Here is a 21,717-nt window from a genome sequence, read left to right as displayed (position 1 = left end):
CGGCTCTGATGCTGTAACCGCCCCCCGACGGCATCGACGTGCCAAGGTGGGATCGCAACAATCCGTATTGGGAGGCGGTCATGTCGGAGATTATCACGGTCGGACTGGATCTGGCGAAGAATGTGTTCCAGGTCCACGGTGCTGACAGCAAAGGCAGTGCTGTCTTACGCAAGAAGCTCAGACGGGCTCAGGTGTTTGAGTTCTTCGCCAAGTTGCCGCCCTGCCTGGTGGCGATGGAGGCCTGCGGTGGCGCGCATTTCTGGGGTCGGGAGCTGGCCAAGCTCGGCCACGACATCAAGCTCATCCCGCCCGCCTATGTGAAGCCCTTCATCAAGCGGCAAAAAAATGATGCGGCGGATGCCGAGGCGATCTGCGAGGCGGCGCAAAGACCGAACATGCGCTTTGTTCCCGTGAAGAGCGAGGAAACGCAAGGAGCGGCCAGCGTCTTCCGCGTCCGGGAGTTGCTCATCCGGCAGCGTACCCAGGCCATCAACGCGCTCCGCGGACATCTCACCGAGTATGGCTGGGTGGTGCCACAGGGTGCGACGAATGCCCGGCGCCTGGTTGCCCTCGTCGCGGATGAAGAATCGGGCCTGCCCGCCACGGCGCGGGCATCCCTGACGGTCCTGACTGAAACGCTTGTCCAGCTCGACGGTCAGATCGAGACCTTGGATGCCGAGATCGACCGGCGCGCCAAGACCGATGAAGTCGCCCGGCGCCTAATGACGATCCCGGGCATCGGCCCGTTGATCGCCACGGCCATCGCCACACTGGCTCCGCCGCTGGAAGCGTTCCGGAAGGGCCGAGACTTCGCGGCATGGCTTGGGCTCACGCCCAGGCAGCATTCGACGGGCGGAAAGCAACGGCTGGGAGCCACGACGAAGATGGGTGAGCGTTCCCTACGCCGGTTGCTGATCATCGGCGCCAACAGTGTCATCATCAAGCGCCATAGTCATGCGTCAGCGCGCGCCGGCACCTGGCTGGCAAGGATGCTGGAGCGCAAGCCGCCGATGCTGGTGCGCGTGGCCTTGGCCAACAAGATGGCGCGGATCGTCTGGGCGTTGATGAAGAGCGGAGAGGTCTACCGGGCTCCGGCCATGGCGGCGTAAAGTCCGTCAGCGGTCGCGAGGTCGTCGGAGCGGAGGAGGGCTGAGAGCAACTTGGCGCAACGGTCGCAAGACAAGGTCGGAAAACCAGAGCGCAACAGAGTGCCATCGAGCACGCGGCTTTGATTTGGTTCCGACCCGCGAACACCATGCGGGCCCGCGGCATGACTATGGCCGCATCACGAGGCCGGATACATGTCAGCACCCGACACCGCGCCAAATTGCTCCAAAACCCTCTTGCGCAAGGGGCGGTTATACATGTTGCACAAATCCTGTGAGGGATTCATCTTGTGAATCCAGTATGGTAGCTGGAGGGCATGAGCAGACCCACACCCCCCGCATACAAGACCAGGAACTGGCCCACATATAACGAAGCGCTCAAGCGCCGCGGCTCGCTGACGATCTGGTTTGATCCCTCCATGATCTGGGAGGCTGCGCCGACCGGCAAACGGGGGCGACAGCCCGACTACAGTGACGCAGCCATCCAAACCTGCCTGACGATGAAGGTGTTGTTCGGGATGGCGCTGCGGCAGACGACTGGGTTCGTCGAGAGCTTGCTTCGACTGATCGACCTGAACTGGGCTGTGCCGAACTTCAGCACCCTCAGCCGCCGCCAGAAGACCCTGAAGGTCAACATCCCGTTTCGCGGATCACAAGGGCCGCTGCACCTCTTGATCGACAGCACCGGGATCAAGGTCGAGGGCGAAGGGGAGTGGAACGCGCGCAAGCACGGCGGCACCAAACGCCGCGTCTGGCGCAAGATCCACATCGGAATTGACGAGCAAACGCTGGAAATTAGGGCGGCGGAGTTCACGACCAGCGATGTGGGCGATGCGCCCATGCTGCCCGAATTGCTCGACCAGATTCCGCCTGATCAAGAGATCGCCAGCGTCACCGCTGATGGCGCCTTCGACACGCGCAAATGCCATGACGCCATCGCCGCCCGGGGTGCCGCTGCAATCATTCCACCCCGCAAAAACGCCAAGCCATGGAAGCCCGACTCTGCCGGAGCAATCGCACGGAACGAAGCCCTGCGCGCATCGAAGCGCTTCGGTAGGACGATCTGGCGACGATGGAGCGGCTATCACCGCCGAAGCCGCGTCGAAACGAAGATGCACTGTGTGAAACTGCTGGGTCAGCGCCTCATGGCGCGGGACTTCGACCGCCAGGTCGCGGAGTTCCAGATCCGTGTCGCCGTCCTGAACGGCTTCACCGCACTCGGCATACCCGAAACTCAAGCCGTGGGATGACTCCGTCGGGGGAAAGGGGAACTCTGACCGTCAGTCAATTTGTGCAACAGAGTCTCTGCGTATCACCGAGGGAGAATTCATCTGTATCGTCGGTCCTTCGCATCCAGCAAGGATCAACCTCCGACATGCTGTGGCCGGTCGCGGAACTGATCGCGCATATGTCGGACTATATGGCGCTGGAACCCGGAGACGTGATCCAGACCGGAACTCCCGCCGGCATTGGTGTCGCGCAGAAACCACCGTGCTTTCTGCGCGAAGACAATCTGGTCAGTTTGGGCGGGACCGGGCTTGGGGCGCAGAGGTGCAGGGTGGTGCGGGCATCGTCACCCGACCAACGCTGCCATCGAAGCTGAGATGCGAGGTCAAAAGTGGCTCCTTGAATGGCGGCGCCCTCAAAATCATCGCCTGCCGTAGGTCAGATCAGAACTCAACTGCCTGACTTCGTGTTGCTCGATAACATGGCGAGACAAGCCTCACCCCATATTACCGAGCTTTGTAAAATGGCCTTTTTCTTCCCCGTGGCATCCGCCGGGCAAGGAAAGGGCTGAGAAGAACATCATCCCAAACCCTCCTACCTGATCGGCTGAGAACAGATTAACGGTATTTATCCGCTACCGAATGATGCCGTCGCGCCTGCTTGCGGCGGCTCGGAAACCGCCACAGTAAATGTCTGAACCCTCAGCAGAGTGCAGCCCCGCAGCATTACCCGCCCTCGATCCTCTGCCTGTCGAAGCGATAGACCCGTGCCCGGTCGGGATCGACATGCCGAGGCAGGCGATACTGAAACGACCTCTGCTCACCACCCGGAACCAGCAGCCCCGCATCGCCCAGCAGCTTCACCGCCAGGCCTGCCGGCATGCCGGAGGCGACTTCCGTCCGGAACGCATCGATGCCGAGATAGATCCAGCGCTCATCACACCAGCCGATGGCATCCGGATCCGGCTCGGCTCCCGGCGGGCACAAGCGGTGGCGGTTGCGGCGCAAGTATCCGGCCAGACGTTCCGCCATGGCCTCGGCGGTCGACGGCGGACGCGCCGCATGGGCCCTGTGCCAGATCACCGCGATCTCGACTAGGGCGTCGGTCGCCATGCCCTTCCGCCAGGGCAGGACGCCCAGCCGGCTGCCGATTTCGCCAGCCGCGGCGATCAGGGCCAGACGGTTCAGAACCCGCAGCACCGGCCCTTCTTTCGCATTCGGAGGCAACCCGATCGCCACCAGCATCTTGCTGCGCAGGCGCGAGATCATCGGGCGCAGGGTCTCCTTCATCAGGTCATGTTGTGCGATGATCCTGTCCACGAATGCCGGCAGGACATGCCCGTAATGCTCCCTGGCAGCATTCTGGAGCGTCTCGGCGAAGACGTGGCCCGAGCCATGTCCATGTAACGTCTTGAAGAGGCCGAACTCCCATGACGGTGCAGGAATGTCGATCAGCCGGACGCCGATCCCTTCGGGCATCAGGATCCCGGCAGCAGCCAGGATCCGCTCAATCGGTTTCTCCGAGGTCGAGAGCAGGACGGTTTCCCAGTGCGCCGTCGCTTCCAGGATCAGTTTGTGGTTGCCGCGCCCCCGGCCCGTGCCATTGCCGATCATGTAGATGGCCTCGAGGATCGCGGGCGAGGGTCGGGCCGGGAATTCATCCAGCATCAGCGTGCCGTCATGGGCCAGGCGGCATGCGAGTTCCAGCGCGGTGTTGGTGGCGTTCCAGCGGTCAAGTTTGGGCGGCCCCATGCAGCTCTGCGCGGCGAGCAGGGCGGTGGTCTTTCCCGAACTGGTCGAGGCGTAAAGATTTACCCCCACGGTCTCGATCCCGGCATGTTTCAAAAGCGGTCCCGCCAGCACCGCCGAAATGGCGCAGATCAGCGCCGGATTGCCGACGGCCAGACGACCAACGGTGTCTTTCCAGCCGTCCAGCGAACCCGAAGACGGCACGGCGCTACGGGCATGGAGCAGTTCGACGGCCTCACCCCGCTGCGGATCCGCCGAGAGCAGCTTGCCGTCAGGCAGCAGATAGGCAGGTGCCGCATCCGTCCCTGCCATCCAGCCGGGACGCGAGACCGACAGGATCCGGGCTTCCACCGGCCAGCGGCGGATCAGGTCGATGATGTCATTCCGGTTGCCCTCGATCGCCAACCCTGCCGAGATCAGCTGCGCACAGACGCTGCGTGGCTTGTCGAGGATATCGGCCTCGGGGATGGTTTCCCGACGCAAATTTCCATCGCGATCGAGAAAGCAAACCCGGCGGCTCCAGTTCCTGCCGCTGTCATCGCGGGTCAAGGCTTCGACGCGCAGAGGTCCGCACATCGGCACCCATTCATCGTCGATACCGCCATAGCCCAGCATCTGTTCACGCGGAAGATGGGTCCAGAACGGGGGCAATTCCTGACGCATGGCGACCAGGAAGGCGGCGATTTCCGGATCGTGATGAAGAGCGCGCAACCGGGCCTCGGACGTCTCCTCAGCGGCATCATCCGGCAGAATGGTCTGTCCGGCATCGGTGGGGGCGGGCGGGGTTTCGGGAAGCGCGCTGTGCTGCTGTGCGTCGATAGGGTTATTGTCCGGCATCGTTTTTTCCATGCAAGGCGCGGGGTTGCGCCATCCCCATCATGATGTGCCGGGTCGGCATGCAAGTCAGCGGCAGGGATGCGCGATATTGTGGACAATGGCACCAGATGCCCGAATTTTGGGGATAACCCGGATGGGAACGGACAATGATCCGATGGAGAAGGAAGCGGCAGACCCCACACATGCGGAAAATCCGGATAAATCGCCCATGCCCATCTGCCGGTCCGTTGGATTTGTTGGACCATTGGACCGGACCGAGCACTACAAGGCTGCGCAGGTTGAAGCCCGCGGTGCGGCGGCTGTCCAACAGTCCAACCGGTCCGGCGGACCAAAACAAAGAGAGGCCTTGAACCGGTGTCAGGCGGGAGTCCCCCGCAGCACCGCCTTGCCTGCCCTACGCAAGATTATGGAAGCCCTGTTGCCATTCAGGCCACCATCATTGCCAGGAACTCGCCAAGGCATTGTGCGTGATCCGCGCCGATTTGGTCAGGCCGCCGCAAGCTGATCCTACGATCCGCTGTCAGGTCGCACCGGGGGTTCAACGCATTCCCTCTTGACGAGTTTGGGCCACAATTCCTGATCTTGGCAATCTCGGCATCGCAGAACGGATGTCTCATCCTTTTCCCAGTTCAGGTGACACCGCCCGAATGAAGGATAACCTGAACCCATTCCGATGATCTGGGACACTCTGAAGACACCCGTCAGGGAACCCGTTTGACCCGGGACGCACTGGCGCCATCTGATCGCCTGCCCGGATTGACGAACCTATTGTGGGTTGCCCGCTGATCTCAGGCTTCAACAATCCAACCGCGACGTCCGCACCCTTCAATCTCCCGGGCCTGTCATCTCCAGCCACTGGGCCAGTGCGCGTCGGATCATCTCGGGCCGCGTTGGCAGATCCCTCTCATCACGACGTCGATTGTCTATCGCTTCTATCAGTTCGCGAGGAAGCCGAAGATTGACCGCCTCCGAATCCACAGGAGGGCGTCCGCGTTTTTTTTCCATTTTCCCGAATCTATGCTTGATTTACGGTTTAATGGTGTCATATAATGCAGGCACAGGCAAGGGCTCCTACCCCCTTGCCCGGCCCTAACCACAACTGATCCTCAGGAGATCACTCATGGCTATTCACACGTCTATCATTTCGCCGCGCCATTCGGAAGCGGTGCCGTCGTTCCGCCCGACGCCTGTCACCATCCAGTTTGGCGCTGTGATGCGCGATCTTTCGGCCTACATCGAGGCTGAGCGCGATCTCGAGCATTGCGACAGCTGGGACCCGGCCTGCGACGCGTGGATCCGCGACGCCGAACGGGCCCGGGCGCATGTGCTGGACGCGATCACCGCCCTGCGCGGAACACCGGTCTGTCGCTGCGAGGATCAGCCATTGAAGCGCCTCGGTCAAATGGCACAGATGTTGATCGAGAGCGACAGCCCGGAACAGGTCCGGGACATTCTCGCCCTGCCCGACCGCTTTCCCGATGCCTTCCGCTGCGCCAGTGACAGCCCTGTTGCACGGCGCGTCAACATGATGGTCGCGGGTTTCCAGCAGCATCTGCATGCCCTCGCGACCCTTGAGGATGTCGCGGATATGGTCGAAGCAGACTGTTTTGTGGTCGAGCCGGACACGCCCGCGACCATGCTGGCCCCCACAGCGTAAGCGCCCCGCATATCTGACGGCATCAGCCTGGTGACCATCGGGCAAGCCAGCCGCACCCACACCATTCCTTTTGCCAGCGGTATCCGGTCGCACACCCCGCGTGCGCCAGCTCTGCCCTTTGGCTTCCTATCATCCTGCTTTTTTCGGGAGGACTTCCTATGTCCACGACCATCCTGTCTTCGCACGACACTCAAGACCTGCTTTCGGTCTCCGACCTTCCGCTCACCATCCATCCCGGCCCAATCCATGCCCATTGGGCTGAGGCCGCCCGCGCCAAGGGCTTCGATCTGATCGCCCGCGTCCGCGACCGCCTGCATGTCGCCCTGCGCTGCCAGAGCTGCGGCGGCATCCATGTGAACCGGCACTATGTGGTGATGAATGCGCAGCCGCTGTGCCCGCACTGCATGGAGACCCGTTGGCGCGAGACGGCCCTCGTCGCTGGCCTGACCTGGCTCGGTCGGGATAGCACGCATCGCCATTACGGCCGCTACGGCCTGCCGTGTGGTCATGAATCACGACGGCAGTTCACCTTCGTTGAGCGTGTCGCGTCCGGTGTGGTTTCGGCACGCTGCGAGACTTGCCTGATCCATCGCGAGGAAGAGGAGGCACTGCGGTTCGGCTGGACGCGCCTCGGGCGCGATCCCAAAGGCAACGCGTCCTACCGGCTCTATCGCCACCATTGCGGGCACGAACAACGCGTAGCAGTGGCGAACATGCGCTGGGGCCAGTGCGACTGCGCCGGTTGCGGCCAAAGCTGGACCGCCAAACCCTCGTTCATCTACCTGCTCGACATCCGTCATCCACGGACTGAGAGACACTATCTCAAACTTGGATACTCGTCGCATCCGGTAAAGCGTCACAAACATCAACTTGGGCTGCCCAAAAATGCTCACGTCGAGGTTCTCCGGGTCGTAGCCATGCCGACCGGCCATGCGGCCTGTGCCCGCGAGAAGGCCGCGCATGCGGAACTTCGTCGTCTCCATCCGGAAGCCCTCGTCCCTCACCCGGAATTCAGTGATCTCATGAACGTGGTTTCCGAGATCTACAGGCCTGAGTCGCTTGCCATCCTCCACGAGACCCTTGATCGGATCGAGGTGGAGATCGCAGATGCAGACCGCACCCGGAACCCTGATGCCATCTCCACGCCGCGCCACACCACGGCCCGCCACAATCCGGACAGCGCGCATGATGACCCGGAATCGCCAGCCCCCGCCGCATCGGCCATCCGGACTCCGGCATCCCAACCGCACCGCAAACCCCATCCCACGGCAGCCCCACGTGATCGCCATCCGATCCTGCTTCGCCATTGGGGCCTGACCGGATAACGCGTTCCGGGCGAGGCGTTCCGGATCACACCAGGAGACCATTTCTCTGATCCGGATGCCTCCAGCGGCAAGGGGGCTGCTGCCCGCCTCCTTGCTCTCAGGAAGCCATGCCGCACCGAAGCAATGCTAAGGCTTTCTGCTGCCCGCATCCCGGAGTCCGGATCCAAACAGGTCAGGCTATCCTGAAGCCGGAAGGCTTCCGGATCTCCGCGCGCCCTCGGCCCGACACCACCACCGCATCTCGCCCCCTGCGGGACCGCGCCCCTCTGCAACCGACCCTGTCGCCATCCGGAATGCCGGACGGCCCACCCTCTTCATACCTGGAACCCTGCCATGACCCAGACAATCGCAACCAGCCCCAGCAATCCCAATCCCGAATCCGGAACTCATAATCACCCATCCTGGGCTTCCCTGGCCCGTCACGCCATCCGTCGCCTGCAGGCTGATCTCGCACAAAAGCTTACCCCCGCGTGGGATCCGGCGCTCGATCCGGAAGACATGGACCTGCCCGAACTCCTGGAGGCCGCCATGTCGCCTCAGGGGTCCACCGCGATCGATACCCTGAACTCCAGCCCGGCCGCGCAGAACGTCTCCCCGGAAGAACACGACGCCATTGCGGAGGCTGGCGGCGATCCTGCCGCGACTGCAAGCGATGGCACATCGCAGCCGCGCATCCGCCTGCCGGCGGGCAAGCTGCTGCCTTTGCTGCGCCTCGCCGCAAGCATCGGCGGCATCCCGGATCGCGATGCCATGCTGGTGCCCGGCGCCATCACTGTGATCGAGGATATTCCGAACGATCTGGTCGATACGATCAGGAAGCTGCTGCCGCACGTCCTGCCGGACAGCTGGTCACTCGCGACATCCATGGGCCGGCTGCCGCGTGAGAAGCCTTATCTGATGGTGCTCGGCCCGGAGCTTATGAACGGCAAGGTCTCAGAACGTGCCGAGCGTGCTTTTGCCGAGGACCTCGCTTGGGCGGTCGACATGCGGGTCCCGATCCTGGTTCTGCTGCCCGAGATGGCAAAGGCGCCGACGGTGCTGCATCATCCCCCGGTAAAACGCCACAAACTCGTCCCGTTGTCAGCGGAGATCCTGATCACCGCGTTGCGCGCCACCCATAGCGCCACTGGCCGCATCGACGAGGCGGCGGTCCGCGCCGCCCTGCCGGACGATATCTTGCTCTCGGACCTTGACTCTCTGACCCTTGGTCTGGCCATGCGTGCACCAACCGCAAAGGCCGTAGCGGAACAGATCGCGGCGCTGGCAGGGAAACCCCGGCCTGCCGCCAATGACAGCCCCCGGCTCGAGGACATCCACGGCGACAGCCCTGCGCTCCGGGCCGCACGCCAGATCGTGCGCGACCTGCGCGCATGGAAGACCGGTGAGGTCGGCTGGCAGGATCTGACTCGCACGTTGCTGCTCTACGGCCCACCGGGAACCGGCAAGAGCTGGATCGCCCGGGCCATGGGCAACTCGACAGGCTTTTCGGTGGTGACGGGGACCTTCGGCGAATGGCAGGCGGCGGGGCATCTTGGCGACATGCTGCGCGAGATGCGCAGGACTTTCCGCGAGGCGCGCGCGAAGGCCCCGACCGTGCTGATCATCGACGAGATCGACGCTGTCGGTTCCCGCGAAGATCGCGAACAGCACAACCGGTCCTACCGCACCCAGGTCATCAATGCCTTTCTGGCCGAGATGGACGGCATTTCGCGGGAAGAGGGCGTCATCGTCGTCGGCACCTGCAACCACCCGGAGCTGATCGATCCGGCGGTTCTCAGGGCCGGACGTTTTGACATGAAGGTCGCCTTGCCGCTGCCGGATGCCAAGGGCCTCTTCGGTATCTTCCGCCACTGCCTGCCGGGCTGGCGCGAGGCCGATCTGCGCGATCTCGCCGCGCGGGCCGTCGGCAGTTCCGCAGCAGAGATCGACGCCGCCATCCGGCAGACGCGGGCGATGGCACGGGCGCAGAAGCGCGACATGACCCTCGACGATCTGCGCCAGGTCTTCATCATCGACCACGACCCTGACATCGACCGTCGGGTGGCGCTGCACGAATGCGGCCACGCCATTACTTGCGCCGCCCTGAACCTCGGCCCGGTCCGCCGCGTTTTTCTGGGCCGCGATGGCAGCGGCGGCACCGTGTTTGCCGCCAGAGAGAAGCCCGGACTGCTCAGCGACCTGCAAGACCGGCTGACCCAGATTCTCGCTGGACGCGCGGCAGAACGCCTGATCCTCGGGGAAATCTCGGCCGGTGCAGGCGGCAGTGCGGACTCAGACCTGGCACAGGCAACGGTGATCGCCACCTCGATCCAGACGCGCTACGGCCTTGGCGCTCAAGGTCCGGTCTGGACCGCAGATCCCGAGACCCTGCTCGCCCTCGACTCTGACATGCTGTTCCGCGTGAGGCGCGAACTCGAAGCGGCAGAGAAACGCGCCGCCCAGATCCTCAGCACCCACCGCAACCTGCTCGAGGAGATGGCCGAGGCGCTGGCGGCATCGCGCGACATGGACCGCGCGGAAGCGGAGGGCTGGCTTGCGCGGGTGCGCAATGCAGCTCCGGATGAGTTTCATGACGCGCGCCCCGCACAGCAACCGTAATAGAATTCAGCGGGGTGGCGCCCGCCTCACGCGATCACGCGTCACCCTGTCGAATCGCACCCTCGCGAAGAAAGAGACCACAACAAAAAACAAAAGAGAGCGGCAACGCCGCCAGTCAAAAATCCAAAACCCAAAACGGCGCTCCCTGCGGCGGGCACCGCCCGCCGCCCACTCCATTCCCACGGGATAAAAAAGAAAGAGAGCAAAGAACCAAAAGACAAAAGATCCAGGAAAGCTCGGGTAATTCGGCCCACAGCGCAACCAGTTCAAGAAAGAGAAAGATCAGGCACAAAAGAACAAAGAGATACGGCGCGCCAGAAGCAAATCGTCGGCATCCCCACAGAATTCGAGAATCCCGGTTCGTCATACGCAACCCATCCCGCAATAGACGAGGAAACCAGCCATGATCCACCATCCAAATCCAGCCACATGGATCCCTCGGGTGATCCACCTCATCGAAGCCCACCTGCCTGTCCTTGATCGCAAGGGCGAGGAATGGGACCACATGTTCACCACCGCATATCAGTGCGGCTGCGAGGCGCTGATCGCCCTCGGACAGGCCGAGGAGACCGGGCGCGGCGCGCGACCACTGGCCCATCCCCGGCTGCCGGACAGTCTTCCCAGATGGGACGATATCTGCGTCACCGTGCTCAGCCTCGCCCATCAACGCGGGCAATTATCCTACCGGCTGCCGGACGGGTGCGAATCCCCCGAGGCTGCCGCTTGGTGGGACCGGCGCGCGGGCGAGACCATGCCGCCGCCGAATATCATGGCTGCGCATGGGCTTGGCCCGGCCTGGGCTGCCCCGGAGGTGCTGCCGGTCTTGGACGCGCTCGGCCTGATCGGGGACAACTGCTGGACTCCTGCCGCGGAACCGGTGCTCTGGCGCGAGGACCCACCGGAATGGCGCCTCGACATCACCGCCGATCCGCGCTTCCGGCAGGCGCTGGACCGGGCCGTCAACAAAATGCCTGAGGACATCCGCCGCAGGCTGGGCAGGATGGTCACGATCACCGAGGCGGACGTGACCGAGGGGCTGATCCGGCGCGAGGCCCATCAGGAGGGGCTGCGCGCAGAGCACGGCGCCAACCGGGTGATCAGTCTGCCGCTCACCCGCGACTCCGTGCGTCAGGCCCTGACCTTCCTCCGCATCCATGATCTGGATTGGCTGTTCTTTTCGAACTGGCGCCTTGCGGATGGCTGGCTCTCCCCGACAGAGCGGCAACGGGCGATGGAGATCTGGCACGACAGCCTCGCCATCCGCATGCGCAGGGCCGTCGTTGCGCAACTCTACCCGGACAGGCCGGAGTTTTCCAAATGAGGCCTCAAGGCGATCCGGAAGCCGGGTCATACGTCCTGTCCTGTAAAATCCGGATAACTCGCGCCCGCTGTTCCGTTGCGCCCCGGCTCGCTCCGCGCCCGACCCAAGATGGGACAGTTCGCCCCCATGGCGGGCTCCTGCCATCTCCGGCTCACCCCCCTTGAGAGTGAGATTTCCGTATTTTCAGGTGGTTATCCACATTCACGAGACAGGAGACCCGTGGTTTCCGCTGAGAGAGCCGTTCCCATCCCTTATGATCATCTGAACAGCAGCGGGGTCATCCCCGCACAGGATCATCATCAGCGAACGCCGACGGGACATGTCCCGCGGCGCAGGGAGCAGCTCGGCCCATGGCACGAGACCGGAGAGATATTGCCGACAGGGAAGGCGCCGCGCGGACGGCGACCTCCACTTCGGCCTCTTCCGACCCCTCCGTTTCGACGCCTCCGCCCGGCAAGGCCCTTGCCGGAACACGACCAAACGCGCAGCATCACGACCAGCTACTTGCCCTCATCCGGGCCTTGGCCCGCGATGCCGCCCGCGCCGATCACGTCGCCGAACGCGGCGCCCCTGACGATTGACCTGCCACTCCGCACGGAGATCCGCCCATGACCCTGCGCGCCGTCATCTACGCCCGCTATTCCTCCGACCTGCAATCGGCCTCGTCGATCGAGGACCAGTTTCGGCTCTGCCGCGAGCGCGCCACCCGCGCCGGCTGGCAGATCGTGGGCAGCTACGAGGATGCCGCCACCTCCGGCGCCTCGCTGATGCGCCCCGGCATCCAGCGCCTGCAGCAGGATGCCCGCGAGCGGCGCTTCGACATCGTGATCTCCGAAGCCCTCGACCGCCTCAGCCGCAACCAGGCCGATATCGCGGCGCTTTACCAGAACCTGACCTTCGCCGGCACCGCCATCGAGACCCTGGCCGAGGGCCGCATCGACGAGATGCATATCGGCCTCAAGGGCACGATGAACGCGCTGTTCCTGAAGGACCTCGCCGCCAAGACCCGGCGCGGATTGCGCGGCCGCGTCGAGGCCGGCAAATCCGGCGGCGGCAACGCCTATGGCTATACGGTCCTGCGCCACATGGGCGAGGACGGCGAGATCAGGCGCGGCGACCGGCAGATCAATGAGGACGAGGCCGCCATCGTGCGGCGGATCTTCACCGCCTATGCCGATGGGATGTCGCCGAACCGGATTGCCGACCAGTTGAACCGCGAGGGCATCCCCGGCCCGCGCGCGGGCAAGTGGGACAAATCCACCATCCACGGCAATCCCAAGCGCGGCACCGGCGTGCTCAACAACGAGATTTATGTTGGGCGTTTGGTGTGGAACCGGCAGAGCTTCGTCAAGGACCCCGCTACCGGCAAGCGCCAGGCCCGACCGAACCCGGAATCCGAATGGATCGTCACCGAAGTGCCGGAACTGCGCATCATCGACCAGGCCCTCTGGGACCGGGTCAAGACCCGCCAGGAGGGCCGCAAGATCGAACAGACCGACCGAGAGGCCTGGGAACGGCGCAAGCCGCGCTTCCTGCTCACCGGCCTGGTCAAATGCGGCTGCTGTGGTGGAGGTTTCTCGACTATCGGCAAGGATCGTTTCGGCTGCAGCAATTCCCGCAACAAGGGCACCTCGGTCTGCACCAACCGCACCGGCATCACCCGGCAGGAGCTGGAGGGCCGGATCCTGACCATCCTCTCCGAGCGGCTGATGGATCCCGAACTGGTGAAGGTCTTCGTCGCCGAATACATCGCCGAGCGCAACCGCCTGGCCGCCAGCCATGTCGATGACCGCGCGGTCAAGCAGAAGGAACTGGCGAAAGTCATCAAGGACCAGGACATTCTGGTGAACGCCCTGCTCGTCGGCACGCCGCCCGAGCGGATCAAGGCGAAGATGGAACAGCTGGAGACCCGTCAGAAGCAGCTGGAGCGCGAACTGGCCACCGCCCCGGCCCCTGCGGCATTGACCCGGATCCACCCCAGGATGGCGGACAACTGGCAGGAGCGGATCCGTGCGCTGATCGCGGGGCTGACAGAGCCGGACCGGGAAGGCGAGGCCCGCGAGGCGATCCGGGGCCTGATCGAGAAGATCGTGGCGACACCGGTGCCGACCAAGGGCAGGCGGATGAGCCTCGAACTGACGCTTCACGGCGATCTGGCGGGGATTCTTTCGCTGAGCCTGAATGTGGACCAGTTGGCCGGACAGCAAAAAACCTCCTGCGAACAGGAGGTTGAAGAAAGTGTAGGATTTCTGGTTGCGGGGGCCCGCAACCGCCGGAACCTACCCGAACTTAAATGTGCAGTCTGACCGTCTAGAGCGCTCGATCAGCTCGAGGGGTTTAATTTATATGCCACCCCGATCGGGCTGCGATGTCGTATGTTTCCACCCACAACGTGCTCAGCGGTGTCTGTAACGTTTCCAATTAGGCGCACCATCACCGGACGTCTGTCGACCGTCAAGTTACAAAAATGCCGCTGGACATGTAAATGTCAACCTGACGCTGCCGGTTCCGGCTGCTGAACGTGCTGGACGATTTCAACCGCGAAGGCTTGGGCATCGAGGTCGATTTCTCGCTGCCAGCGGCGTGGGTCGTCCGGTCCCTGAACCCGTCGTCGGGGAAACGGTCCACTGGACCATTTCCTGATCCTCCTCCATATCGAATGGCGCGGCAAGCCTCTGGCGATCAGAGTCGACAACGGCCCCGAATACGTCAGCTCCACGCTGATGACCTGGGCTGAAAAGCAAGGCATCGCCCTGACCTACATCCAGCCCGGCAAGCCCCAGCAGATGCCTATGTCGAGCGCTACAACCGGACGGTCCGCTATGAATGGCTGGATCTCTACATCTTTGAAACCATCCGGGAGGTGCAGCAGATCGCCACCGAATGGCTATGGGCCCACAACAACGAACGCCCCAACATGGGTATCGGCGCCATCACACCCGCCATGAAGCTGAAAATGCCCGCGTGAATTCTACGGCCGCGCCCCGTTAAAACGGGGAGGATTACCAGAACGCCGCAGACAGCCCCGACGGCCCGCCGCCGACGATCACCACGTCGTATCCATGGATTCGCGTTCGATATGAGACACGGCAAAGAAGCCCCTGATGGGTGATACGAGCGCGGAAATCGGGTTTCGCCCGAGGTATCCGGCAAATCAAAGCGGCTTGCAGCGCTATCCAATATCATCCGCAGCCGCGCCCAGTTTTGCCGCATCACAGCAAAGATATGGTGCGGCCACGGCGGCCGCACCGGTTTGCAGGTCACCCAGCCTCAGAATGTAAACTGCACCGAGGTTTGCAGGCGCGTGTTGTCGAAACTGTCGCCGTCGAACTCGGTCCGCTTGAAAAAGCCGGCCTCTACCCCGACCATCACGCTTTTTGTGGGGAAATGCCGCAATGTCAGGAATGCGCCCTCCAGTTGCTCCGTGTCGTCTGCTCGGAAGCCGGCGAACTCATCCAGGATCGTGGTGCCATAGGAGAAGGAGATGTCACTCTCGCGCGGCAATTTCTGCGTGATCGCAAACTTGTAGCCGTGCGCCTTCACGCCCTCCCCGTTGGCGTCGAGGTCAAAGAAGGTCCGGCTCGGGTCGGTTATCGGACTCCAACCGGCGCCGCCAGCATTGGCCTTGAACGTCGTGCCGGCCTTCGACTGCCCGTATTGAACGCCCACCTGGCCTGAACTCCACTTGTAGCTTGCCGCGGCGGAAACGGCATAACCATTGGTGGTGCCGCCACCCAAGGCGTCCGGCCGCTCGAGTTGACGGTGAACACCGCCAAAGCCAAAGCCGAATTGCGGCCCGTTGTAGGCGATCTGGAAGGCGGGCGCGACGCGCTTGGCGTTGGAACTGGGATCTTCCTCGAGGCCGATCATCCCCGTGACCGTGTCACTGAACTTGTGTGTGTAACGGATTTGCGGCGTGCGGTAATGCGAAGACGAGGCGAGGCCATTGAAATCCAGGTGGCGGGACGGAACAAAGCCCTGCGGGTTCCACAGGTTCCATGTCTGGCCGACCAGCAGGCTGCCCCATTCGCCATAGGCATGCCGCAACCGGAAGGTACCGCCACCGCCGCCGTAGAAGTCGCCTTCCAGGTTGAATTTCACATCGCCCGCGTCAGTCGCAAGCAAGCCCTTGATCCCAAGGCGCGATTCATAGGCGTGAATGTGGCTGGCGCTCCCTTCCTTGGCGCCGGAAGCGGTGCCCATGCCAATGAAGCCGCCCGTGGTATATCCCAGGTCATAGTTGTTGTCGTAAACAGCATCACCCTTGACGAATCCGTAAAAGGTCAGGCCATAGCCACCCCCCGAAACCGTCAGGGGTTGCTTCTGTTGCGCGTCGGCCTTGCTTTCCAGCGCCGCGACCCGAGCCGACAGCTCGGCCACGGTTTCTGCTGCGGCCGGCATGGCGATCACGGCAGCGGCTGCAGCAGCGGCCAGACCCGTGCAGCATTGTTTTCCGGTACGTTTCATTTTTCCTCCCTTGCGATATTCCAAGGCATCCCCCAGCGGACACCCTTGCCGTTGAACTTGATGCGAGTCCCCTGCCCACGTACCTGATGCCGCTTCTCAACAGCAACGCAGGAACGGGTTGAAAGAGTTACCTGAAGCCCCCCTATAGGCATTTCCGCGGCTCCTCCCAAACCCGCAGGATCCCGAGCACTACGCTCGGTTTTTCTGAACGCCCGCATTGGGCGCTCAGGGAATCATTGTCTAATCAAATGAAGGAATGCAAGCAATAGAGTAATTTCTTTATAGGTTTTGGCCGGCGACTGATGCAAATCCGCCAAAAGATCCCCGGCGAGCGACCGCCGTGCCCGTCCTGCCTTCCCGTGGCGGCCTGGCGCCAACGCATGAAGGCTTCGGCCAGAATGGCTACAGCCTGAACCTTCATCCGGCGATGCAGCGGAATTTGGCCCTCCGCCCAGCGGGGCTCAGGCGATTTCCTGCACCAGTTCCTTGAGAAGCACCGATGTATCGGCCAGCCTGCGCGCGTCGAACCGCGCGCCGGATTGGATCAGCATCCGGCCTTGGGCATAGTCCTTGACCGCGTTCACGCAATCCAGCGCGATCACCTGTCCGTCCTTGAGATATAGCACCGAGAAGCTCCCCTCCTCGGGCTTGCCGCGCAGCACTGTCGCGTCATGGCCGACAGACAGGCCCAGGGTCTGCAGCTTCAGTGAAAACTGGTTCGACCAGAAGGTGGGAAGCACCGGCTCGGGCAACGACTTGCCGGTTAGCAGCTTTGCCACGATCGCCGCCTGGTCGTTGGCATTCTGGATCGATTCGATTCGCAGGCGCATTCCGCCTGCGAAGGGGCTTTCCTGCGCAGCGCAGTCGCCGATCGCAAAGACATCCGGCAAAGTCGTCCGGCAGTTGGCGTCGACATGCACGCCATTGCCGCCCTTGGCACCCGCGGCAAGCAGCGGCTCGACCGCGGGGACGATACCGATACCAATGATGACCATGTCCGCGGGCAGCACCTCGCCTTCTGCCAATTGGACGCCCGTGGCCCAGCTTTCGCCCAGAATGCAGTCCACGCGGGCGCCGAAACGCAGTTTGACTCCGGCGGCACGGTGCACATCGTGATAGAAAGCGGAAAGGTCGGGGCCGGCCACGCGGGACAGAACCCGATCCGTCGCTTCCAGAAGCGTCACGTCCTTGCCCTGCTTGACCAGGACGGCGGAGGCCTCGAGCCCGATATAGCCACCGCCGATGACGACGATGCGCTGCGCACCCGGCAGTTCCTCGCGCAGGCGGTCCACGTCCTGCCTGGTGCGGATCGCATGAATCCCTTGCAAGTCATGGCCGCCACAGGTCAGCCGGCGCGGCCCGCCGCCGGCCGCCCAGATCAGCCGGCCATAGCCGACCTCGGTGCCGTCCGCCAGCCGGACGACATGGGCCGGCGCGTCCACTGCGACGGCCCGGCCGAACTGGCGCTCTATCTGCTTGTCGTCCCAGAATGTTTCCTTGCGCAGCAGCATCTTTTCGGGTTCGCGTTCCCCGGCAAGATATTCCTTGGACAGCGGGGGCCGCTCGTAGGGCGCGTCGGCCTCGTCGCTGATCAGGCGGATGGTCCCCGCAAAGCCGTTCTGCCGCAACAATGCGGCAGCCTGCACACCGGCATGGCCGGCGCCTACAATGACGACATCACGTCGTTCCATGCTTCACCCTGTATAAGACGTTTCGTGGAAAAGGCCCGGTCCGCGGGCGGATGGGAGGCAGCGGCGCCGGACGACGCTGCCCGCCAGTTCCTACTCCACGGCGATCTTGCCGTAGATCTCGTCCTGGATGCGCTCGGCGTATCTGGCTTTCTGCTCTTCGTTCCAGGGCCGGTTGGTGCCGATCTCGTCGACGATGGCCGTCCACTTGGAGATCGCGGCGCTGAAGTTCTCGACGATGGCCTCGGGATTTTCCACGCCTTGGGTCTTGGCGCGTTCGACCAGCTTGGGAAGCTCGCGGGCCCGGAACTCCTCGATGTCCTCCTGCAGGCCCGGCGCGGGTTCAAGGAAGGCGACGTCGCGCTCGGTCGTCGCGCGCTCGCGGACGCGGGCGTATTCCTCGGGATAGATGCTCTGCAACTCGGCCAGCGCCTTGGCGGCGCTGTCCAGCCAGACCCGCCGATGCTCGGGCGTCAGGCTTTCCCACACCGACTTGTTGAACACGACCATCCCGAGGCCGTTCGAAGTGCCCAGCGACACGTTGGTGATCGACTTCGCGACCTCCCACAGCTGGAAATCCTCGAGATTGGCGGTTACGTTGATGGTGCAGTCCACCTGGCCGCGCTGCATCGCGCCGTAGATTTCGGCCGTGCTGATATTGACCGGAGTGCCGCCGGCCTCGGCGATCAGCGCGCCGGCGCTGGACGCGGAACGGACGCGCTTGCCCTTCAGGTCCTCCATCTTGGTGATGCCCTCGGCGTCGGCGCAGATGAAGGTCAGCGGCTCGGTCGTGACGTTGCTGATGATCCTGATGTTGTTGCGCTCTTGCTCGGCCTCGCATTGCGGGCAGTTCAGCAGCACCGTTTCAGCTGCGGCGGGGCCGGCGACCAGTGGGTCGCGGACATACATCGCATTGATCAGGCCCAGGGTCGGCAGATTGCTTTCGGCGAAAGCATAGACGATATAGTTCACGTCCAGCGCACCGCTGGAGGCCGCGGAAAGGGCGTCGCCAAAGCCCGCCAGCGCACCGCCGGTGTTGAATTGAACGGTGAGTTCGCCCTTGGTCTGCTCCTCGATGCGCGAAATCATGTTCTCCATGACAGGCTTGTTGAACACGCTGTCCGGCGGCATCAGACTGTTGTAGATCAGCTCGCGCCCTTGTGCCGCTGCGCCTCCCATTGCGATACAGCTAACCAGGCAGGCAGTACGGAATACCCAAGTCATAAGCAGAGACCTCCCTTCTCTCTTGCCAATAGAAATAACTCTATATAGCACTGTGCGGTATGTCCACGAGTAGTTTGATTTCTGGAGGCGAAGGCTGCGCCCGCGCGAACCGGCCTGGAAAAAGGGAGAGTCAAGATGACCTACGTTGTCACCGACAACTGTATCGCGTGCAAATACACCGACTGCGTCGAGGTCTGCCCGGTCGATTGCTTCTACGAAGGGGAGAACATGCTTGTCATCAACCCCGACGAATGCATCGACTGCGGCGTGTGCGAACCGGAATGCCCCGCCAATGCGATCGTTCCCGATTCGGAAGATGACGTCGAAACCTGGATCGACCTGGCCCGCAAGTTCGCGGTGCAATGGCCGGTGCTGACGTCCCGTCGCAGCCCCCTACCCGAGGCGGCGGAACGCGACGGCGAAACCGGCAAACTTGCCAAATACTTCTTGGAGGCTGCGGGCAGGGGCGAATAACCCCCCGCCCTTTCCGATCAGCCGTCGATCAATGAGGGCAGATAGGTGATGAAGCCGGGGAAGAAGATCAGCAGCGTCATCACGACAACCTCGGCGAGAAGGAACCAGAGCGCACCTTTGAAGATTGTTGGCAGCGACACTGCATTGCCGACTACGCCCTTCACTACGAAAACATTCATGCCCAGAGGCGGGGTAATCAACCCGATCTCCAGGAACTTGACCACGATCACACCGGCCCAAATCGGATCAACGCCAGCGGCCTTGAACACTGGCAGGATCACCGGAAGGGTGAGCATGAGCACCCCGAGAGAGTCGAGAAAGCATCCAAGAACCAAGTATAGCAGGCCGACTGCCAGAACTATAGTAACAGGATCCAAACCCAGATCCGCGATATAGCCGGTCAGGAAGTTCGCGATCCCTGCAAAAGCTAGGAAACGGGTAAACAGCAGCGCGCCGATTGAAACGAAAAAGATCGCCGCCGTGCTGATCAGCGTTTCCTGCACCGAGCGGGTTATCGTGTGCATGTTCAGCCGGCCGCGGAAGGCCGCGATCAGTGCTGTCATGGCAGCGCCAATAGCCGCAGCTTCGGTCGCGGTTGCGATGCCGCCATAGATCGTGCCTACAACCCCCAGCACCAGAATCGGCACCGGCCAGATTTCCAGCAGGATGGCGAATCTTGCCCGCCAGGACGGCCGCTCGTTCAGACGCGGCCCCATGTGCGGCCAGATCATGCAGATGGCGATGATCAGCGCGGCATAGGCCACTGCCGTCAGCAGGCCAGGAATGATCCCCGCCACCAGCAGCTTGCCGATCGAGGTCTGGCTGTACCAGCCATAGATCACGAAGATGATGCTGGGCGGGATCAGCGCGCCAAGCGTCCCGGCGGCGGCGACGCTGCCGCAGGCCAGGGCGGGGCTGTATCCGCGTTTCAGCATCTCGGGGATGCCGAGCCGGCCCATGGCGGCGCAGGTTGCCAGCGATGATCCCGAAGCGGCGGCAAAGCCGGCCGAGGCAAAGTTGGTTGCCACCGCAAGCCCGCCCGGCAACCGGCTGAGCCACAGCCGTGCTGCGTCGAACAGGCTGGAGGTCAGACCGCTATGAAACGCGAGAGAGCCCATCAGAAGGAACATGGGGATGGCGGTCAGCGTCCAGTTGGCCCCGAACTCCATGGGCAGTTCGGAGAAGATCGAGAAGGCGGCCTGCGGGCCGCGGATCAACGCCAGGCCAATAATCGATACCCCGCCGAGGGCAAGGGCGATGGGAACGCGCAACCCCATCAGCACGAGCATGATGAGAATACCGGAAAACCCGATGGTCAGGTTGGACATGTGTCAGGGTCCTTTGGAAAACTGGTTTGCCGCGGGCAGCGGCACTATCGCATTTCAGGCGGTAGCCGCGCCGCGCCGGCTTTCGACGTCGGGGGAAAGGCCCGGGACCACCTCGCCCGTCAACGCGAAGCGCAGGTTGGCCAGGAGTTGCAGGACGATCATCGGCATCATCGCGATGAGCGAGATCGGCAGGATCCAGCGCGCCGGCCATATCGGCAGATCGAAATAGACGACGTTGATGATTTCGCCCCGATGCGTCGCCTCGATGGCCTTGGCCGCAACCAGCCAGCCCAGCAGCCCGATATAGGCCAGCACCGCCACGCAGACCAGCGCGTCAAGCGCGGCCAGCCGCCGCGCCGAAAGGCCGGTGGTGAACACCTCGACCACCAGGTGGTGCGAATGCAGCTGGACATAGGCCAGGGGGAAGAAGGCGATGGCGATCATGTAATACCAGGATGCCAGCTCGATCGTGCCCACCAGCGGATAGTGGAATGCGTATTTCGACAAGACATCCGCGACGACATGCAGCATCAGCACGACGACGGCGATGCCGCTGAGAGCCAGCAGCGCATTCGCTATCCAGCGGTTGATCGTGTAGAGTGTATTCATCTGCTCTCTCCCTATTCACGCTTGCGCAAGCGCTCCTCCGCCTCGCATTAAGATAACTCTATAAGGGAAAGATGATGTGTTCGGCTAGCGATTTCGGATAGGTTCCGA

Annotated in this window: 16 protein-coding genes and 1 pseudogene; 10 read left to right on the top strand and 7 right to left on the bottom strand. The window is 63.0% G+C overall.

Going from position 1 to position 21,717, the window contains the following annotated elements; genetic code table 11:
* The first annotated feature begins 80 nt into the window (after positions 1–80).
* From PARJ55_RS0113255 to PARJ55_RS24770, 3 genes are all read left to right on the top strand, one after another.
* Positions 81–1,109, top strand: coding sequence for an IS110 family transposase (locus PARJ55_RS0113255; protein ID WP_028710856.1), 1,029 nt, complete (start codon positions 81–83; stop codon positions 1,107–1,109).
* 314 nt (positions 1,110–1,423) lie between these two features.
* Complete coding sequence (locus PARJ55_RS0113250; protein ID WP_028713484.1) at positions 1,424–2,356, top strand: IS5-like element ISPpa8 family transposase; 933 nt, start codon at positions 1,424–1,426, stop codon at positions 2,354–2,356.
* Positions 2,353–2,709, top strand: a complete 357-nt coding sequence (locus tag PARJ55_RS24770; protein WP_256380869.1) for a fumarylacetoacetate hydrolase family protein — start codon at positions 2,353–2,355, stop codon at positions 2,707–2,709. Before PARJ55_RS0113250 ends, PARJ55_RS24770 begins: the two co-directional genes overlap by 4 nt.
* A gap of 349 nt (positions 2,710–3,058) precedes the next feature.
* Here the strand turns inward: PARJ55_RS24770 and PARJ55_RS0113245 are convergent, their stop codons facing one another.
* Together PARJ55_RS0113245 and PARJ55_RS23365 are read right to left on the bottom strand one after the other, a co-directional pair.
* Positions 3,059–4,918 carry a DUF927 domain-containing protein gene (locus tag PARJ55_RS0113245; protein ID WP_232215707.1) on the bottom strand — a complete coding sequence of 620 codons (1,860 nt, stop codon included), beginning with the start codon at positions 4,916–4,918 and terminating at the stop codon, positions 3,059–3,061.
* An 825-nt stretch (positions 4,919–5,743) separates the two neighbouring features.
* Complete coding sequence (locus PARJ55_RS23365; protein WP_081614940.1) at positions 5,744–5,923, bottom strand: ribbon-helix-helix domain-containing protein; 180 nt, start codon at positions 5,921–5,923, stop codon at positions 5,744–5,746.
* Positions 5,924–6,038: 115 nt separating this feature from the next.
* Between PARJ55_RS23365 and PARJ55_RS22065 the strand changes: the two genes are divergently transcribed.
* The 6 genes and pseudogenes from PARJ55_RS22065 to PARJ55_RS22060 all read left to right on the top strand — a co-directional run.
* Positions 6,039–6,575, top strand: a complete 537-nt coding sequence (locus PARJ55_RS22065; protein ID WP_051416271.1) for a hypothetical protein — start codon at positions 6,039–6,041, stop codon at positions 6,573–6,575.
* 158 nt (positions 6,576–6,733) lie between these two features.
* Complete coding sequence (locus PARJ55_RS23360) at positions 6,734–7,900, top strand: hypothetical protein (protein WP_084637859.1); 1,167 nt, start codon at positions 6,734–6,736, stop codon at positions 7,898–7,900.
* Positions 7,901–8,233: 333 nt separating this feature from the next.
* Complete coding sequence (locus PARJ55_RS0113230) at positions 8,234–10,498, top strand: AAA family ATPase (RefSeq protein ID WP_232215706.1); 2,265 nt, start codon at positions 8,234–8,236, stop codon at positions 10,496–10,498.
* A gap of 442 nt (positions 10,499–10,940) precedes the next feature.
* A complete protein-coding gene (locus PARJ55_RS0113225; RefSeq protein WP_232215705.1) occupies positions 10,941–11,819 on the top strand; it encodes a hypothetical protein in 879 nt (292 codons plus the stop codon).
* A 608-nt stretch (positions 11,820–12,427) separates the two neighbouring features.
* Positions 12,428–14,125: a recombinase family protein gene (locus PARJ55_RS0113220; RefSeq protein ID WP_028713479.1), complete on the top strand. Its 1,698-nt coding sequence runs from the start codon at positions 12,428–12,430 to the stop codon at positions 14,123–14,125.
* A gap of 200 nt (positions 14,126–14,325) precedes the next feature.
* Positions 14,326–14,787 (top strand): annotated as a pseudogene (locus PARJ55_RS22060) (integrase core domain-containing protein); the annotation flags it as partial.
* Between the two features lie 302 nt (positions 14,788–15,089).
* Here PARJ55_RS22060 and PARJ55_RS0113205 read toward each other — a convergent pair.
* From PARJ55_RS0113205 to dctP, 3 genes are all read right to left on the bottom strand, one after another.
* Positions 15,090–16,286 (bottom strand): DcaP family trimeric outer membrane transporter, encoded by a 1,197-nt coding sequence (locus PARJ55_RS0113205; protein WP_028713478.1) that lies wholly within the window; start codon positions 16,284–16,286, stop codon positions 15,090–15,092.
* Positions 16,287–16,747: 461 nt separating this feature from the next.
* On the bottom strand, positions 16,748–17,977 hold the full coding sequence (locus tag PARJ55_RS0113200; RefSeq protein WP_028713477.1) for an NAD(P)/FAD-dependent oxidoreductase: 1,230 nt from the start codon (positions 17,975–17,977) through the stop codon (positions 16,748–16,750).
* 90 nt (positions 17,978–18,067) lie between these two features.
* Entirely contained in the window at positions 18,068–19,105 is a 1,038-nt protein-coding gene (dctP, locus tag PARJ55_RS0113195) for a TRAP transporter substrate-binding protein DctP (RefSeq protein ID WP_028713476.1), read from the bottom strand.
* Between the two features lie 228 nt (positions 19,106–19,333).
* Here dctP and fdxA point away from each other — a divergent pair, with 228 nt between their 5' ends.
* Complete coding sequence (gene fdxA / locus PARJ55_RS0113190) at positions 19,334–19,672, top strand: ferredoxin FdxA (protein ID WP_028713475.1); 339 nt, start codon at positions 19,334–19,336, stop codon at positions 19,670–19,672.
* A 17-nt stretch (positions 19,673–19,689) separates the two neighbouring features.
* On the opposite strand, the gene PARJ55_RS0113185 is transcribed toward fdxA, so the two are convergent.
* Together PARJ55_RS0113185 and PARJ55_RS0113180 are read right to left on the bottom strand one after the other, a co-directional pair.
* Positions 19,690–21,000, bottom strand: coding sequence for a TRAP transporter large permease (locus tag PARJ55_RS0113185; RefSeq protein ID WP_028713474.1), 1,311 nt, complete (start codon positions 20,998–21,000; stop codon positions 19,690–19,692).
* 54 nt (positions 21,001–21,054) lie between these two features.
* Positions 21,055–21,609 (bottom strand): TRAP transporter small permease, encoded by a 555-nt coding sequence (locus PARJ55_RS0113180; protein WP_028713473.1) that lies wholly within the window; start codon positions 21,607–21,609, stop codon positions 21,055–21,057.
* Positions 21,610–21,717: the final 108 nt, after the last annotated feature.

The sequence above is a fragment of the Paracoccus sp. J55 genome (genome assembly GCF_000513975.1).
Classification (GTDB): Bacteria; Pseudomonadota; Alphaproteobacteria; order Rhodobacterales; family Rhodobacteraceae; genus Paracoccus.
The sequence above is the reverse complement of the archived record's forward strand: the minus strand, read 5'-3'. Positions and strand labels throughout refer to the sequence as shown.